The sequence below is a fragment of the Phyllobacterium sp. K27 genome (assembly GCF_054796155.1).
Window position 1 is genome coordinate 99,764 of sequence record NZ_JBTWND010000004.1, and the last position, 15,023, is coordinate 114,786.

The window sequence follows — 15,023 nt, forward strand, 5'->3', positions numbered from 1 at the left end:
GCTATTCTGGATCGCGTCCTGGTCATGCGGCACGGTAAGATCGTCGAGGAAGGCCCGACAATGGCGTTCTTTTCCACCCCAAGACCGCTTACACCGAACGGTTTGTCAAAGCCGCTTTCGAGGTAGCTGCATAATCCTCCTGGGAGACTACCATGCCAAGACAACCCAAGATTACCTTCATAGGAGCCGGATCGACCGTCTTCATGAAAAATATTATCGGCGATTTGCTACAACGCCCTTCCTTGTCGGGCGCAAAGATCGCCCTGATGGATATCAATCCCCAGCGACTTGCGGAAAGTGAAATCGTCGCCGGGAAACTTGCAAGGACTTTAGGCGCAAAGGCAACCATTGAAACCTATACGGACCAACGTCGTGCGCTCGAGAACGCCGATTTCGTCGTGGTTGCGTTTCAGATTGGTGGTTATGAGCCGTGCACGGTCACTGATTTCGAGGTCCCGAAGAAATATGGCCTGCGTCAGACCATCGCCGATACGCTCGGTGTGGGCGGTATCATGCGGGGTCTGCGTACCGTTCCGCATCTTTGGAAAATCTGTGAGGATATGCTGGCCGTCTGCCCACGAGCGATCTTGCTGCAATATGTGAATCCCATGGCGATCAACACCTGGGCGATTGCTGAAAAATATCCGGCGATCAGGCAGGTAGGTCTTTGCCACTCGGTTCAGGGAACCGCAAGCGAGCTTGCCCGTGATCTCGATATTCCCGTTGAAGAAATCCGCTATCGCGCGGCGGGCATCAATCATATGGCGTTCTATCTGGAGTTCGAGCACCGGCAGGCCGATGGCAGCTATCGCGATCTTTATCCGGACCTTCTTCGTGGCTATCACGAGGGTCGCTTCCCCAAGCCGGGCGACTGGAACCCGCGCTGCCCGAACAAGGTGCGTTATGAAATGCTGAAAAGACTTGGCTATTTCGTCACTGAAAGCTCTGAGCACTTTGCCGAATATACGCCCTATTTCATCAAGGAAGGCCGCGATGATTTGATCGAGAAGTTCGGCATTCCGCTCGATGAATATCCCAAGCGCTGCATCGAACAGATCGAACATTGGAAGGATCAGGCGGCCGATTACGCTAAGGCAGACACGATAGAAGTCAAAGAGAGCCATGAGTATGCATCATCCATCATGCATTCGGTATGGACGGGCGAACCTTCGGTGATTTACGGCAATGTGCGCAATAATAACTGCATCACCTCTTTGCCCGCCAGTTGCGCCGCCGAAGTCCCCTGCCTCGTCGATGCCTCCAGCATACAACCCACCTACGTCGGCGCATTGCCGCCGCAACTGGGCGCGCTTATCCGCACCAATGTTAATGTGCAAGAGCTGACTGTGCAGGCATTGATGACTGAGAACCGGGAGCATATCTATCATGCCGCCATGATGGACCCGCATACGGCAGCTGAGCTGGATCTGGACCAGATATGGTTACTGGTCGATGATCTTCTCAATGCTCACCGTGATTGGCTGCCGGCCTGGACCCAGGCGTCGCAAAAAATACGAGCTGCGTAAGGTTGGTAACCAGCAATCGCATTGATGTGATGGCGAGTGTGACGGGCTCGCCGTCTCCTTATCATTTCTTGTGACAAAAGATTTCGCTCCTGGCTCACACATTCTTGAGAATAGCGGAGAATCGCGGGTTGAAAGCGCGGGCGATCGGTTCGGCAGCAGCGCCCAAAGCAACGGACCAGGGATCCGCAAGTCCGGCCTGTAGCCGCGGCTGCGGATAACGGCTCGTCCGGTCAGCAATGGATGGCAACAGGGGCTCGATCTTTTCAACAAGCTGATCAATCAGCATCCGGGGAGCGCCTCCGCACAGAATAACCGTTTGAGGGTCGAAAACGAGTTCGAGCATCTGGACTGCGCGACGCAATCGTTCTGCAACGTCGTCCATCCATTGTTCAAGTTTTGGTCCGCCAAGCAGCACCGCATCTGTCACCATCGCAAACAGATCGGGCGCAGACGGATCGAGTTGCAGCAGTTTGCACAGTGCTGCCATCGACGCATAATGCTCAAGTGGCTCAACGTCGGCACTGTCTCCCGGCACCATAGTCAGCATCATGCCGATCTCTCCGGCATTGGAATAGGCACCGCCGTAGAGCTCCCCATTGAGGATAAGACCCGTACCCAAGCCGTAGCCGAAGTAAATACAGATCGCGTGGTCAAGTCCGTGTGCTGCACCGAGTAACCGCTCTGCGGTAGCCGCTGCAGAAGCGTCATTTTGCAACGCAACCTCAAGACCCGTACCCTCGGCAATGCGCTCTACAAGCGGAAAGCTTTGCCAGGCCGTCATCATCCACGGGTCGTCATAGAGCGTATTGATGCCAAAAGGTCCGGGCATAGCGATCCCAAGCCCGACAAGGCGATCTTCAGCGCCAGGAACTTGCTTGGCCAATCGTGTCCGGGCTCGCGCCACCAGATCAAGTACGACGACAACGCCCGTCTCTGGGCCCCCTGGCGGAAGTATTGCTTCCATCTGTACCAGCACGTCGCCAACGAGATTGACGATAAGAGTACGTGTTACGTGACGGTCAATCTGGAGGCCGATTGCAAATGCCCCCTCGGGCACCAAGTGATACGGCGTGGCGGGTTGTCCCCTTCCTTTTCGAATGCTTGCCTGCGAACGCACCAGACCTTCAGCGGCCAGCTCTTCGATGATGTTAGACACGGTCTGGGGCGTCAGTCCGGTCGCCCTTGCCAGGTCGGCACGAGACAAGGCTCCATTGATCCGTAACGCATCAATCATGATGCGACGATTATGTGCGCTTGCGCCACCAAGATTGGTACCGCTTTTTGCCCGTATCGACGGTCTGTCATCCATTTTTTAGCCCTCTTGACAGCAGGAGAATATTGATCGACTAATAAGTCAAGAGAATTGATTTAATAGTCGACCGAAAGAGTCGCCGAACAAATCGTCTCCAGGGGAACGTGAGCAAAAGCTCTCGATCTGTCACGACTATCGATCTCTGTCCATAACGGTCAGCGTTCAGAACTGCCAGAGCTAAACAGGAGGTAAGAATGTTGAAATCGGTTACGACCGCGCTTCTTGGCGCGACACTTTTAGCGGCGGCACTGTCCGTGCCTGCCCACGCCCAAACCAAGATCAATGCATTGTTTATGGCACAGGCCGCTTACAGCGAAGCTGATGTGCGCGCCATGACAGAGTCGTTTACCAAGGCAAACCCGGATGTATCGGTCAATCTCGAGTTCGTCCCTTATGAAGGCCTGCATGATAAGACTGTACTCGCACAAGGATCAGGCGGCGGCTATGACGTTGTATTGTTCGACGTGATCTGGCCTGCTGAATATGCATCGAACAAAGTGTTGGTTGATGTATCGGACAAGATCACTCCAGAGATGAAATCAGGCGTTCTGCCCGGTGCATGGACGACTGTCGAGTATGAAGGCAAGCGCTATGGTCTGCCGTGGATTCTCGACACTAAATATTTGTTCTATAACAAGGAAATTCTGGAAAAAGCCGGCATCAAGAATCCACCCACGACCTGGAGCGAGCTTTCCGAGCAGGCCAAGACCATCAAGGACAAGGGCCTGCTCTCAACGCCGATAGCATGGAGCTGGTCACAGGCAGAAGCTGCGATTTGTGATTATACAACACTTGTCAGTGCCTTTGGCGGTAGCTTTATCAAGGATGGCAAACCGGTCTTCCAGACAGGCGGTGGCCTCGATGCGCTCAACTACATGGTCGAAAGCTATAAGTCAGGTCTGACCAATCCCAATTCGAAAGAATTTCTCGAGGAGGACGTGCGTCGCGTATTCCAGAATGGCGAAGCGGCCTTCGCCTTGAACTGGACCTACATGTACAACATGGCCAACGATCCCAAGGACAGCAAGGTTGCCGGCAAGGTTGGCGTGGTTCCTGCTCCCGGCGTTGAGGGCAAGAGCTCGGTTTCGGCGGTCAATGGCTCCATGGGCCTCGGAATTACCTCGACCAGCAAACATCCTGACGAGGCATGGAAGTACATCACCTTCATGACCTCTCAGGCGACGCAAAACCAATATGCCAAGCTCAGCTTGCCAATTTGGACGTCGTCCTATGATGACCCGGCAGTTTCAAAAGGTCAGGAAGAGTTGATCGCGGCTGCCAAGACGGGTCTGGCAGCCATGTATCCGCGCCCAACAACACCAAAATATCAGGAGCTGTCGACGGCATTGCAACAAGCAGTCCAGGAAGCGCTGTTAGGCCAAGCAGAGCCAGAAGCCGCGTTGCAAGCGGCGGCTGAAAATAGCGGACTATGAATTGATTGGAAAGGCGGCCGCGTTGCATGCCGCCTTTTTCTCTAAATAGTTGTATTATTGGTGATATAACGGACAATACTTCATGACGAACAATTGGATTACGACCCGAGCATGGCTGCTTATGCTGCCGCTGCTTATCGTCATGACTGCGATTATTGGCTGGCCGCTGATCGATACGATCCGGCTGTCCTTCACCGATGCAAAGCTTGTTGGAACACAAGGGAGTTTTGTTGGACTGGACAATTACGTCAAGATCCTTTCCGGCTCGAATTTCCAACGTTCACTCCTGACAACTTTTTGGTTTGCTGTTCTTTCTGTCTCCGCAGAGATGGTGATCGGCGTCCTGGCGGCATTGCTTCTTAATCAACGATTTTATGGTCGCTCGGTTTTGCGTGCATTGATGATTTTGCCTTGGGCGCTCCCGACAGTGGTTAACGCCACTTTATGGCGGCTGATATACAACCCCGAATACGGCGCACTGAATGCACTGCTCGTACAGACAGGTATGCTTGATTCCTATCGGTCCTGGCTCGGCGAGCCCGGCACCGCACTCGCATCGCTGATCCTGGCGGATTGTTGGAAGAACTTTCCACTGGTCGCCCTTATTGCTCTTGCTGCTTTGCAAGCGGTGCCACGGGATATTACGGCTGCTTCCATGGTGGACGGCGCGGGTGTCTGGTCACGTTTCAGATTTGTCACCCTACCCTACCTGACAGGGCCGCTCATGGTGGCATTGGTCTTGCGAACAATCGAAGCATTCAAGGTCTTTGATATTATCTGGGTCATGACCCGTGGTGGTCCTGCAAACAGCACGCGTACCTTGTCCATACTTGTTTATCAGGAGGCGTTCTCTTTCCAGCGAGCCGGATCAGGCGCGTCGCTGGCGCTGATTGTCACGTTGTTGGTAACGGTGCTTGCTGTCGCATATGCCGCCCTTATACGCAAAACAGCAGGAGCCTCATGATGGAGCGTCAAAGCCTGGCTCTAACCATATTCGTCCACATTGCAGCCTTGCTTTTGGCGGTTGTCATTCTTGCTCCGGTCGCGTGGCTGTTCATCATGAGCATTTCCTCAACGCCCGACCTGATCACAAAACCATTGCATTGGTGGCCGGATACCATCGATCTGTCTCGATATGGCCTGCTGCTCTCTTCAGTTGGCAACAGTGCGGGTGAAGCCTTTATCGCCTCTCTTTTCAACAGCCTGAAGGTTGCCGGCATGGCGACCATCGCAGCCCTTGCAGTTGCCGTTCCATCGGCATGGGCCGTTTCGCGGACACCATCGGTCGGCTGGTCGCTTTATGCCGTGATTGCCACCTATATGCTTCCACCAGTCGCCCTTGCTGTTCCGCTTTATATGGCCCTCGCATGGTTGGGATTGCTCAACAACGTCTTTGGTCTCGCCTTGGTCTATCTGACGATCCTGGCACCCTTTACCACGTGGCTGTTGAAATCAGGTTTTGACTCTATTCCGCGCGAGATCGAAAGCGCGGCAGTCATGGATGGGGCGCGGCTGGACCAGATATTACGCCTCATCACACTGCCTCTGGTAGCTCCGGTCATGGCGACGGCTGCTTTGTTTGCGTTTCTGCTCGCGTGGGATGAGTTCTTTTATGCGTTGCTGTTCACATCCGATCAGCGCGCCAAGACATTGACCGTGGCAATTGCCGATCTGGCCGGCGGACGTGTCTCGGACTACGGATTGATTGCCACAGCGGGTGTCCTGGCTGCCCTCCCCCCGCTGTTGATTGGTCTTGTTATGCAGCGCGCCCTGATTTCGGGCCTGACAAGTGGCGGCGTTAAAGGATGAATATGCTTTCTCAAACCATTAGACCTGCCGGACTTGTCGCGATTGAAAAAGAAATGGCACGGCAGAATGCAGATGCTCTTGCTTCATTTCAAAATGCCTCGAAACTGGCAGCAACAATTGCGCAATCATTGCGCAAGACCGGGCGATTGCTGCTGCTCGGCATGGGCGGTTCTCATGCAGTCGGTCGCGCAGTTGAGCCATTCTACCGGAGTCTTGGTATTGATGCGATTGCGGTTTCTTTATCCGAACAGTTGGGCCACCCCTTGTCACTGGCAGGCAAGACAATTCTCCTCACGTCACAATCGGGCGAAAGCGCCGAGGTTTTACGGTGGTTCGAGGAGGCAGATGTTCCCGCTGATACGTTCGGCCTGACCTTGGAGGAAGGATCGACACTGGCGCGTAAAGTTCCTTCTCTCGTCGGTGCAGGAGGGACTGAAAAGGCATTTGCTGCGACGCGCAGCCTGACCATTAGCTTTGCTTTGCACCTTGCGATCATTGATGCGCTGGGAGAGGACACGGCAGATGCCTTGCGCATTTTGGAATCGTCTGACATTGCACAAGTCAAGGCAGCCGTTTCTGCCCTGTCCGATGTGAAAGCGGTTGTCACCTCGGGACGGCGAATGCAGGGTGTGGCTGAAGCCATAGCGCTTGGTCTCACAGAATTGTCGCGTATCCCTTGTTTTTCGCTGGAAGGTGGTCAATTGCGGCACGGACCAATGGAGATGCTTGGGCCAAATGTTGGTGTTGTGCTGTTCCGTGCCAAGGAGGGAACGTCGGAATTCGTCAGCCGCATGGCTATCTCAGCACTTGATGCCGGGTCACCGGTTGTTATTTTCGATGCATCGGGCCATGCACCGGTCAAAGGGGCCGTAATGATTGATGTTGGTCCTGCCAGCAACATTGCCGCCGTTTTTGCATTGTTGCCCGCTGCGCAACATTTCATGATCGGCTTCGCCGGCGCGCGTGTGGCGGACCTTGGAACACCTGTACGTTCCACCAAGATTACGCGGAGCGAATAGGATGGCGCTGCGCCCTCTTGCTATTATCGGCAACGTCAATGTTGACCTCATACTGGGGCCAGCTGAACCTTGGCCAACGCCAGGAACAGAGGTCATGGTCGATCATGACGAACTCAGGGTTGGAGGTTCGGCCGGCAATGCGGCTTTAACTTTAAGAGGACTGGGGCTCGACTTTCAAATTGCCGCCAATGTCGGCAATGATCAGTTTGGCGAGTGGTTGCGGCAGGGATTCGGAGATTACGCTGCGCACTGGCCAGTGGAACCCGTGGGCACAACCCTTTCGGTAGGTATAACTCACCCGAATGGCGAACGCACTTTCTTCACAACCCAGGGCCACATCGCTCACTTGTCGTGGCCACATGTGCGTGCCATGCTTGATCCAGAGCGCCTTGAAGGTGGCACAGCAATCTTGTGTGGCGCGTTCCTGACCAGCGTACTTGCCAACGAATATGACGGACTGTTCGATTGGGCGGATGCACATAATATCAAGATCGCCCTTGATACCGGCTGGCCTGTTGACGGCTGGGACGAGGAAAACCGTTCGCGTACGCGACACTGGTTAAGCCGCTGCCATATCGCTCTGTTTAATGAGGTGGAGACTGTACATCTCACCCACACCATCGATCCGGTTGATGCTGCGCAAAAGCTTAAGGCCTTGATGCCGGAAGGAGCGATCGTTGTGGTCAAACGTGGTCCGAAAGGAGCGCTTGCCGTAGGTCCGCACAATGCCATTGTCTCGGCGGATGCTCCTTTGGTTGAAATTGTCGACACCATCGGAGCCGGCGATGTTTTCAATGCCGCTTTTGTCGCGGCACATGCCAGCGGTCAAAGTGTTGAAGAAAGCTTGCAGGCCGGAGTGCGCATTGCATCCATGGCCATATCTACCTTGCCTCGCCGTTATGATGGTGAAAATCTTAAAGTCGCTTCGGAGAATGAGTCATGAGTGCGCTGGAGCTGGTTGATATTCGCAAACGCTACGGCAATATCGAAACTTTGAAGGGGATCGATCTGTCGCTTGCCGATGGCGAGTTTCTCGTCCTGCTCGGATCGTCAGGTTGCGGGAAGTCAACACTGTTGAATATTATCGCCGGCCTTGCCGAGGCAACGGGTGGCGATGTGCGCATCGGCGACCGTTCTGTAACCGGAGTTCACCCCAAGAACCGGGATATAGCAATGGTGTTCCAGTCCTATGCGCTCTACCCGAATATGTCGGTCGCGCGCAATATAGGCTTTGGTCTGGAGATGCGCAAAGTCGCCGAAGCAGAACGGAATCTTGCGATCCAAAAGACTGCAAAAATACTTCAAATCGAGAGCCTGCTGGCGCGTAAGCCATCCGAGCTTTCCGGTGGTCAGCGCCAGCGTGTTGCCATAGGCCGCGCGCTTGTTCGCAACCCGCAAATATTCCTGTTTGACGAGCCGCTTTCGAATCTCGATGCGAAACTACGCATGGAGATGCGAACCGAACTGAAGCGCTTGCATCAGATGCTTGGTACCACGATTGTCTATGTGACACACGACCAGATTGAGGCAATGACACTGGCAACGCGCATTGCGGTCATGCGCGACGGTCAGATCGAACAGCTTGCCACGCCGGATGAAATTTATAATCGCCCCGCCACGCGTTATGTTGCAAGTTTTGTCGGTTCCCCACCGATGAATATGCTGGATTCTACTTTTGCCGACGGGATTGCCCACATTGATGGGACATTGAGCAGCATTCCCCTCCCCCTGGAACGACATAAAGCAGCTGCCGCAGCACGCAACATCACGGTTGGGATTCGACCCGAAAGTTTGACTCTTGCGCCTGCTGGAGACACAAGTTTCGGCATAGACGCGAAAATCGAAGTGGTTGAGCTGACAGGACCCGAACTCGTTGTTACAGCAACGGTTGGTAGTCAACGCCTCACCGCCAGTCTGCCACCGCGATCGCAGGTGGCAGTCGGAAGCACGCAACGGTTGGCTATCGATGCCGGCGCTCTGCATGTTTTCGCCAAATCAACAGACAAGAGAATTTAGATGCTCGGCCGGCTGAGAACGTAGGCAGCGCTGGCGATAAAGAATATGGCAACGAATCCTGCCAGTAATGGCGTTGGCCGGGCGAAATGATAAAATGACACGTAGCCAAAGACCATACCGCCACAAGCGATCCATTTGCTCTCGACCGGTATAGCGCCATGCTCGCGCCATTTGATCAAAGGCGGCCCGAGCACGGGATGCTCAAGCAGCCATTTTTCAAAACGCGGTGAGGAGCGTCCAAAACACCAAGCGGCCAGAATGAGGAATATCGTTGTCGGCATCACGGGAAGAAGTACACCGATGAAGCCGAGCACTACCATTATCCAGCCGAGCGTGAAGTAAATCGCCCGCTTCGTCTTGTTCATACCGCTTTCTTCCAGCCCGCTGTTTATAGTGGACAACTGTCTACATGTTTTTGCGTGTGAAGTCAGCGGATTTGCTATAGCAGACTCAGCCTGGCAGCAGTCGCTGCGGCCCTTCCCTCTTTGACAAAACGGTGTCAACAAGTCCCCATTCTTTTGCCTCGTCTGCGGTCATGAAGTGATCGCGATCCAATGTTCTCTCCACGTCCTCGAACGAGCGTCCGCAGTGTTCAGCATATAATCTCGTCATGCGCTGCTTGGTTTGTCGCATCTCTTCGGCATGGATGAAAATATCCGAGGCTTGACCCTGAAATCCTCCAAGTGGCTGATGCACATGGATACTGGAATTGATCAGTGCAGTTCGGTGACCGGGTTCTCCAGCCATCAGCAGGAATGAACCCATTGATCGGGCGGTACCCATGCACAATGTTGCAACCGGGCATGTGATGAACTGCATTGTGTCATAGATTGCGAGGCCGCTGGTTATCACACCGCCAGGTGAGTTGATATACATGGAAACAGGCTTGGTGGGGCTCTCTGATTCAAGGAAGAGCAGCTGTGCGCAAATTAATGCCGCCATTCCATCTTCCACCTGGCCGTTGAGAAAAACGATCCGTTCGCGCAGCAGCCGTGAGTATATATCAAAGGACCGTTCTCCTCGGCTGGACTGCTCCACGACCATAGGGACAAGCTGCATCATGTCGCGCATAGGCGAACTCCTCTCTGTCAAATTGAAAAGTCGTTGTCAGGCGGCGTGACGTCGCCTGGGTAAATTACAGTTTGCAGCAACCATGGATTGTTCATGCACGATACGAAAGGTGGTTCCACCTTTGCCATTCGCGTTGATCTGGAACGTCACTGTGCTGACCGCTTCATTGTCTTTGATGCTATAGCGCACGCTGGTATCCGGCTCCGCCGAAATGAGATGGAGCTCGAAACTGTCTTCCACCGGTCCGTGACCACCATCGGAGCTATCAGAACCTCCCAGCCACTGCGAGACATATTCGGGTATGGTCAATGCGCGCCAGACTTTCGTTGGTGCCGCATCCAGTTCATAAATCAGACTGATGTGCTCTTCGCTTTTGCGAGTCGTTGATCCATCTCCTTGAGAAGCCGTTTGAGTTCATCCACCCGCTTTGGCCAGAAGGCATGATATCGGCTTAACCATTGGTGCATTCGCGCAATCCCGCCAGGATTGATCCTATATATTACGTTACGGCCGAGCTTTTGCTCGGTGATCAGCCCGGCGCTACGCAACACAGCAAGATGCTGTGACATGGCAGGCTGGGACATCGCAAAGCCTTGTCGCAACGCTGTTGCATTCATTTCGCCATCGGCAAGGCGATCAAAAACAGCACGTCGGGTCGGGTCAGCAAGTGCCTTGAAAAACTCTGTTTCACTCATGAAAATACATAAGCATACACTTATGTGATTCGCAAGAGCTATCTGTGGATAGAAGCAGATGTCCAAACGTATCAGAAGCAGCGCCGCGGTGAGCGATCGGAATTAACTCTTGTTTTGCCCCTAATCTTGTCAGATTCGCTGCCTATATGCTTACTCAGCAAACCATTAGCCCACTTATCAAGTAAGGCTGGACCGTCCTATGGAGATGTACCTTGTTAACATATCAAAAATTTGGCTTCGCGCTTCTTTTGGCCTCAACAATTGCAACTGGCGCTATCGCCCAGACCCAGGAAATAACCGGGACTTATATCAATGAGTCCGGTGGTACCAAGGTCCAGGTAAACGATTGCGAAGTCGGTCTTTGTGGAAAGATTGTATGGATGAAAAACCCGGTAAATGACGTTAAGAATCCGGATGCTTCAAAACGGAATCGGTCTGTGGTTGGTATTCAGGCGGTCAGTTTGAAATCCACGGGTCCTGCTACATATGCAGGCTCCCTCTACGACACAGAAAGCGGCAAGACTTATTCAGGAAAAGCCAAGTTCTCAGATAGAGACGTGAAACTATCTGGATGCGTTCTCGGCGGACTAATATGCAAGACTTCTGTCTGGCAACGCGTTGAATAGCTTGGCATCTGGAGGACGTTGGGGTGATAAGAATACAAACGGCACCAAAACTGGGTGCCGTTTGTTGCTGAAGTATGATGTGTAATGCGGATTCATTTTAGCACAAGACTCCACGAGACGAGGCAGACGGGACGACCGCTCCCTCCAACGAGCATCATGCTTCTGTACTGCAGCGGCTTGCGGATTGATCCGGATCAATGGGAATTGTCGGATGATCAATCGTAGGCTTCGTTATACCGCCGAACACGCGTTCGCGCAGGCGTGAATGTTCATACCCACCCATCACGATCAGGTCAGTAGCCATATCGACGGTATGCTGTTTAAGAACGTCAGCAATTTCATTGCCGCTGCTTGGCAACCTGTCCACAATCACTTTTACCCAGTGATGAGCCATGCAAGCGCCAACATCAGCACCCGGCTCGGGGCCGTTCAGAGTTGAACCTTTATCCGGATCGTGGGCGAGATACCAGCGTACGCACAGCAGGATGACAGATCAATCAAATGATGGCCGTTGAACATCGCAATTTCCGCGGTTCAACCAAGTATCCGTGATCGCCACAGCCCATTTATGGATGAAACGTTTGCAACAAATCCATCGAAGCCTCGCGTCATCTTCCCGAAAAACTACCATGAAACCCAAGACGTGGCCACCGCACAACGATTAATCAGTTCGCCGGATTATAAGCCGATGTTTTGATTAATACTGTCTGCAAGAATCCAGGATATCAGTGATACCGGCAGGAAACACCATTTTGTGAAAACTGGCATGAAACATGCATATCCCTGATTGGGAACACCCAATGCGGAGATAAAGAATGAAATGGGTACAAACAAGCATATCGTGTGCACCGTGGAACCACGTGGCTATTGGCACTGGTTTAAGGAAAGCAGTGTGTATGGGAGCGACAGCCATCGCCCTGTCGCTATCTGCGATCACTATTAGCTTCGCTGCCGGAACCTTGCGTATTGGCATGACTGCTTCTGATATCCCTCTCACCACGGGTCAGACTGACCAGGGCGGTGAAGGACAACGTTTCATGGGCTATACCGTTTATGATTCGTTGGTGGAATGGGATCTTTCCAAAGCCGATAAACCCTCAGGACTTGCTCCCGGGCTGGCGATATCCTGGGCAGTTGATGCGACGGATAAAACAAAGTGGACGTTCAAACTGCGCCCTGGGGTCAAGTTCCATGACGGCAGTGCCTTGACGGCCGACTCGATTGTCTGGAATCTCGACAAATTGCTGAAGCAAGAGGTTCCGCAGTTCGACCCTCGACAGTCGGCACAGGGCAAATCCCGTATTCCTGCAGTCGCAAGCTACAGGGCAATAGATGAACTCACACTTGAAATTGTCACCAAGTCGCCGGATGCGACGCTGCCTTATCAGCTTAGCTGGATCACCATTTCGTCCCCTGCCAATTGGGAAGCTCAGGGCAAGAGTTGGGATGCGGTGGCTCAAAAGCCGTCGGGAACAGGGCCCTGGAAGCTTGAGAGCGGATTCACGCCACGCGAACGTGCCGAATTGACGCCAAACAAAGAATACTGGGATGCCAAGCGCGTACCCAAGCTCGACAAACTGGTGCTCATTCCACTTCCGGAACCAAATACTCGCGTCGCGGCGCTGCGATCCGGGGAAGTGGACTGGATTGAGGCACCGGCTCCAGATTCAGTAGCATCCCTCAAGGAGGCTGGTTTTACGATCGTCACCAATTCCTACCCACATAACTGGACGTGGCACTTGTCGCGCGTTGAAGGCTCGCCGTGGAACGATATCCGTGTGCGTAAGGCGGCTAACCTCGCTGTTGATCGCGATGGTCTCAAAGAGCTCCTTGGCGGACTCATGATACCAGCCGAAGGATTTATGCCACCAAACCATCAGTGGTTCGGAAACCCTACCTTCAAACCGAGCTATAATGTTGAGGAAGCCAAAAAACTGATGGCAGAGGCCGGCTATGGGCCTGACAAACGCATTAAGACCAGGGTGATTATCTCTTCCTCGGGTTCAGGTCAGATGCTGCCGTTACAGATGAACGAATATATTCAGCAGACGCTCGCCGAAATCGGCATCGACATCAAGTATGAGGTCGCTGACTGGAATACGGTCATCAATATATGGCGGGCGGGCGCCAAGGATGCAAGCTCGAAGGGCGCGACGGCGGTCAATTACAGCTACTTTATCCAGGATCCCTTCACGGGACTTATTCGTCACCTGCAGTGCAATCTCGCGCCACCGGCCGGAACGAATTGGGGTTATTATTGCGATCCGGAAATGGATGCGCTGTTTGACAAAGTACGCAACACATTCGACACCGCAGAGCAAGACAAGGTTTTGCAGCAGGTTCACGAAAAATACGTGAACGAAGCGCTGTTTCTGATGGTAACCCATGATGTCAATCCACGGGCAATGTCGAAGAATGTCAAAGGCTTTGTTCAGGCACAGAACTGGTTCCAGGACTTCTCACCCATAACAATTGAGCAATAACGCGGCATGGGGATGCGCATCCCGTCAGTGCTTCCCCATCGCAATGCCCGATTTGTTTTCAATGAGGACATCATGCTGTTTTATAGTTTGAAACGTTTATTGCATGTCATACCAGTGGCGATCGGTGTGAGTATCGTCTGTTTCCTGCTCATTCATATCGCGCCCGGCGACCCTTTGGCAGCCATTTTACCTTCGGATGCGTCTGCAGAACAGCAGGCACAGATGCGTAGCTTTTACGGCTTCGATCGTCCGCTCGTCGTTCAGTACGGCCTGTGGGGATGGAGAGCGTTGCATGGCGATCTAGGCAATTCAATTGCAACGGGACGTCCAGTCGTCGGGGAAATCGCTGATGCCGCGGTCAATTCGTTGATCCTCGCGGTAGCGGCAACCGTGATCGGCTTCACACTTGGCGCCAGCCTGGGTTTCCTCGCGGGCGTCTTTCGTGGAACGTGGATCGATCGTGTTGCGTCGGGTCTGTCAATGATTGGCGTGAGTATTCCCCATTACTGGCTCGGTATGGTTCTCGTCATCGCATTTTCGGTAAAGCTTGGCTGGCTTCCGGCGATGGGGGGTGGGCCAGGCGGTTCGGATGGACGTTCCCTTGATTGGGATTACATCCGGTACCTGATCCTGCCGGCCATCACCATGTCGGTCATTCCGATGGGCATTATCGCACGAACAATTCGATCGCTCGTCGCGGATATTCTTTTACAGGATTTTACCCAGGCGTTGGTCGCCAAGGGCCTGATGACCCGGCAGATCATGCGCCATGTCATCCGCAACGTAGCCCCCACGGCCATCTCCGTAATGGGTCTGCAGCTTGGTTATCTGCTTGGGGGATCGATCCTTATCGAAACGGTGTTTTCCTGGCCGGGAACCGGATTTCTCATGAACGGTGCGATCTTCACCCGCGATCTGCCTGTACTTCAGGGCACGATCCTCGTGCTTGCCATGTTCTTCGTGTTCGTCAATTTAATTGTCGACGTGTTGCAAGGCGCCATTGACCCCCGCATTCAAAGGAACTGACGCATGG

General features: G+C 53.5%; 16 protein-coding genes. 10 read left to right on the forward strand and 6 right to left on the reverse strand.

Annotated elements, in window-relative coordinates; all coding sequences use genetic code 11:
* Positions 1-152 precede the first annotated feature (152 nt).
* Positions 153-1,526 (forward strand): alpha-galactosidase, encoded by a 1,374-nt coding sequence (gene melA / locus ACYJL1_RS21965; RefSeq protein ID WP_460899273.1) that lies wholly within the window; start codon positions 153-155, stop codon positions 1,524-1,526.
* Positions 1,527-1,620: 94 nt separating this feature from the next.
* Here melA and ACYJL1_RS21970 read toward each other — a convergent pair whose 3' ends face one another.
* The gene (locus ACYJL1_RS21970) at positions 1,621-2,835 is read right to left on the reverse strand and encodes an ROK family protein (protein ID WP_460899274.1); all 1,215 of its coding nucleotides are present in this window, start codon (positions 2,833-2,835) and stop codon (positions 1,621-1,623) included.
* A gap of 197 nt (positions 2,836-3,032) precedes the next feature.
* Here ACYJL1_RS21970 and ACYJL1_RS21975 point away from each other — a divergent pair, with 197 nt between their 5' ends.
* The 6 genes from ACYJL1_RS21975 to ACYJL1_RS22000 all read left to right on the forward strand — a co-directional run bounded on the left by ACYJL1_RS21975 (position 3,033) and on the right by ACYJL1_RS22000 (position 9,115).
* The gene (locus ACYJL1_RS21975) at positions 3,033-4,271 is read left to right on the forward strand and encodes an extracellular solute-binding protein (protein ID WP_460899275.1); all 1,239 of its coding nucleotides are present in this window, start codon (positions 3,033-3,035) and stop codon (positions 4,269-4,271) included.
* A gap of 82 nt (positions 4,272-4,353) precedes the next feature.
* Entirely contained in the window at positions 4,354-5,235 is an 882-nt protein-coding gene (locus tag ACYJL1_RS21980; protein WP_460899276.1) for a carbohydrate ABC transporter permease, read from the forward strand.
* Positions 5,235-6,080, forward strand: coding sequence for a carbohydrate ABC transporter permease (locus ACYJL1_RS21985; protein ID WP_460899961.1), 846 nt, complete (start codon positions 5,235-5,237; stop codon positions 6,078-6,080). Before ACYJL1_RS21980 ends, ACYJL1_RS21985 begins: the two co-directional genes overlap by 1 nt.
* Positions 6,077-7,099: an SIS domain-containing protein gene (locus tag ACYJL1_RS21990; RefSeq protein ID WP_460899277.1), complete on the forward strand. Its 1,023-nt coding sequence runs from the start codon at positions 6,077-6,079 to the stop codon at positions 7,097-7,099. Before ACYJL1_RS21985 ends, ACYJL1_RS21990 begins: the two co-directional genes overlap by 4 nt.
* Before the next feature lies 1 nt (position 7,100).
* The gene (locus ACYJL1_RS21995; RefSeq protein ID WP_460899278.1) at positions 7,101-8,042 is read left to right on the forward strand and encodes a PfkB family carbohydrate kinase; all 942 of its coding nucleotides are present in this window, start codon (positions 7,101-7,103) and stop codon (positions 8,040-8,042) included.
* A complete protein-coding gene (locus tag ACYJL1_RS22000; protein WP_460899279.1) occupies positions 8,039-9,115 on the forward strand; it encodes an ABC transporter ATP-binding protein in 1,077 nt (358 codons plus the stop codon). Before ACYJL1_RS21995 ends, ACYJL1_RS22000 begins: the two co-directional genes overlap by 4 nt.
* On the opposite strand, the gene ACYJL1_RS22005 is transcribed toward ACYJL1_RS22000, so the two are convergent.
* The 4 genes from ACYJL1_RS22005 to ACYJL1_RS22020 form a co-directional block, all read right to left on the reverse strand.
* Positions 9,112-9,480, reverse strand: coding sequence for a YbaN family protein (locus ACYJL1_RS22005; protein ID WP_460899280.1), 369 nt, complete (start codon positions 9,478-9,480; stop codon positions 9,112-9,114). The two genes, ACYJL1_RS22000 and ACYJL1_RS22005, sit on opposite strands and share 4 nt — an antisense overlap.
* An 85-nt stretch (positions 9,481-9,565) precedes the next feature.
* Positions 9,566-10,186 carry an ATP-dependent Clp protease proteolytic subunit gene (locus tag ACYJL1_RS22010; RefSeq protein ID WP_460899281.1) on the reverse strand — a complete coding sequence of 207 codons (621 nt, stop codon included), beginning with the start codon at positions 10,184-10,186 and terminating at the stop codon, positions 9,566-9,568.
* Between the two features lie 36 nt (positions 10,187-10,222).
* Complete coding sequence (locus ACYJL1_RS22015) at positions 10,223-10,546, reverse strand: SRPBCC family protein (RefSeq protein ID WP_460899962.1); 324 nt, start codon at positions 10,544-10,546, stop codon at positions 10,223-10,225.
* Positions 10,537-10,881, reverse strand: coding sequence for an ArsR/SmtB family transcription factor (locus ACYJL1_RS22020; protein WP_460899282.1), 345 nt, complete (start codon positions 10,879-10,881; stop codon positions 10,537-10,539). Before ACYJL1_RS22020 ends, ACYJL1_RS22015 begins: the two co-directional genes overlap by 10 nt.
* 212 nt (positions 10,882-11,093) lie before the next feature.
* On the opposite strand from ACYJL1_RS22020, the gene ACYJL1_RS22025 reads away from it, so the two are divergent.
* Entirely contained in the window at positions 11,094-11,507 is a 414-nt protein-coding gene (locus ACYJL1_RS22025; RefSeq protein WP_460899283.1) for a DUF2147 domain-containing protein, read from the forward strand.
* Between the two features lie 154 nt (positions 11,508-11,661).
* On the opposite strand, the gene ACYJL1_RS22030 is transcribed toward ACYJL1_RS22025, so the two are convergent.
* Entirely contained in the window at positions 11,662-11,901 is a 240-nt protein-coding gene (locus ACYJL1_RS22030) for a hypothetical protein (protein WP_460899284.1), read from the reverse strand.
* 502 nt (positions 11,902-12,403) lie between these two features.
* Between ACYJL1_RS22030 and ACYJL1_RS22035 the strand changes: the two genes are divergently transcribed.
* Together ACYJL1_RS22035 and ACYJL1_RS22040 are read left to right on the forward strand one after the other, a co-directional pair.
* On the forward strand, positions 12,404-13,990 hold the full coding sequence (locus tag ACYJL1_RS22035; protein WP_460899285.1) for an ABC transporter substrate-binding protein: 1,587 nt from the start codon (positions 12,404-12,406) through the stop codon (positions 13,988-13,990).
* Between the two features lie 72 nt (positions 13,991-14,062).
* Complete coding sequence (locus tag ACYJL1_RS22040) at positions 14,063-15,016, forward strand: ABC transporter permease (RefSeq protein ID WP_460899286.1); 954 nt, start codon at positions 14,063-14,065, stop codon at positions 15,014-15,016.
* Positions 15,017-15,023: the final 7 nt, after the last annotated feature.

What these genes read in the sequence shown, in the direction of transcription:
- ACYJL1_RS21995 (WP_460899278.1), top strand. Translation starts at nt 7,101, where the DNA reads ATGGCGCTGCGCCCTCTTGCTATTATCGGCAACGTCAATGTTGACCTC.
- ACYJL1_RS22000 (WP_460899279.1), top strand. Translation starts at nt 8,039, where the DNA reads ATGAGTGCGCTGGAGCTGGTTGATATTCGCAAACGCTACGGCAATATC.
- ACYJL1_RS22035 (WP_460899285.1), top strand. Translation starts at nt 12,404, where the DNA reads ATGGGAGCGACAGCCATCGCCCTGTCGCTATCTGCGATCACTATTAGC.
- ACYJL1_RS21975 (WP_460899275.1), top strand. Translation starts at nt 3,033, where the DNA reads ATGTTGAAATCGGTTACGACCGCGCTTCTTGGCGCGACACTTTTAGCG.
- ACYJL1_RS22010 (WP_460899281.1), bottom strand. Translation starts at nt 10,186, where the DNA reads ATGCGCGACATGATGCAGCTTGTCCCTATGGTCGTGGAGCAGTCCAGC.
- ACYJL1_RS22030 (WP_460899284.1), bottom strand. Translation starts at nt 11,901, where the DNA reads ATGGCTCATCACTGGGTAAAAGTGATTGTGGACAGGTTGCCAAGCAGC.
- ACYJL1_RS21970 (WP_460899274.1), bottom strand. Translation starts at nt 2,835, where the DNA reads ATGGATGACAGACCGTCGATACGGGCAAAAAGCGGTACCAATCTTGGT.
- ACYJL1_RS21980 (WP_460899276.1), top strand. Translation starts at nt 4,354, where the DNA reads ATGACGAACAATTGGATTACGACCCGAGCATGGCTGCTTATGCTGCCG.
- ACYJL1_RS22040 (WP_460899286.1), top strand. Translation starts at nt 14,063, where the DNA reads ATGCTGTTTTATAGTTTGAAACGTTTATTGCATGTCATACCAGTGGCG.
- ACYJL1_RS21985 (WP_460899961.1), top strand. Translation starts at nt 5,235, where the DNA reads ATGGAGCGTCAAAGCCTGGCTCTAACCATATTCGTCCACATTGCAGCC.
- ACYJL1_RS22005 (WP_460899280.1), bottom strand. Translation starts at nt 9,480, where the DNA reads ATGAACAAGACGAAGCGGGCGATTTACTTCACGCTCGGCTGGATAATG.
- melA (WP_460899273.1), top strand. Translation starts at nt 153, where the DNA reads ATGCCAAGACAACCCAAGATTACCTTCATAGGAGCCGGATCGACCGTC.
- ACYJL1_RS22020 (WP_460899282.1), bottom strand. Translation starts at nt 10,881, where the DNA reads ATGAGTGAAACAGAGTTTTTCAAGGCACTTGCTGACCCGACCCGACGT.
- ACYJL1_RS21990 (WP_460899277.1), top strand. Translation starts at nt 6,077, where the DNA reads ATGAATATGCTTTCTCAAACCATTAGACCTGCCGGACTTGTCGCGATT.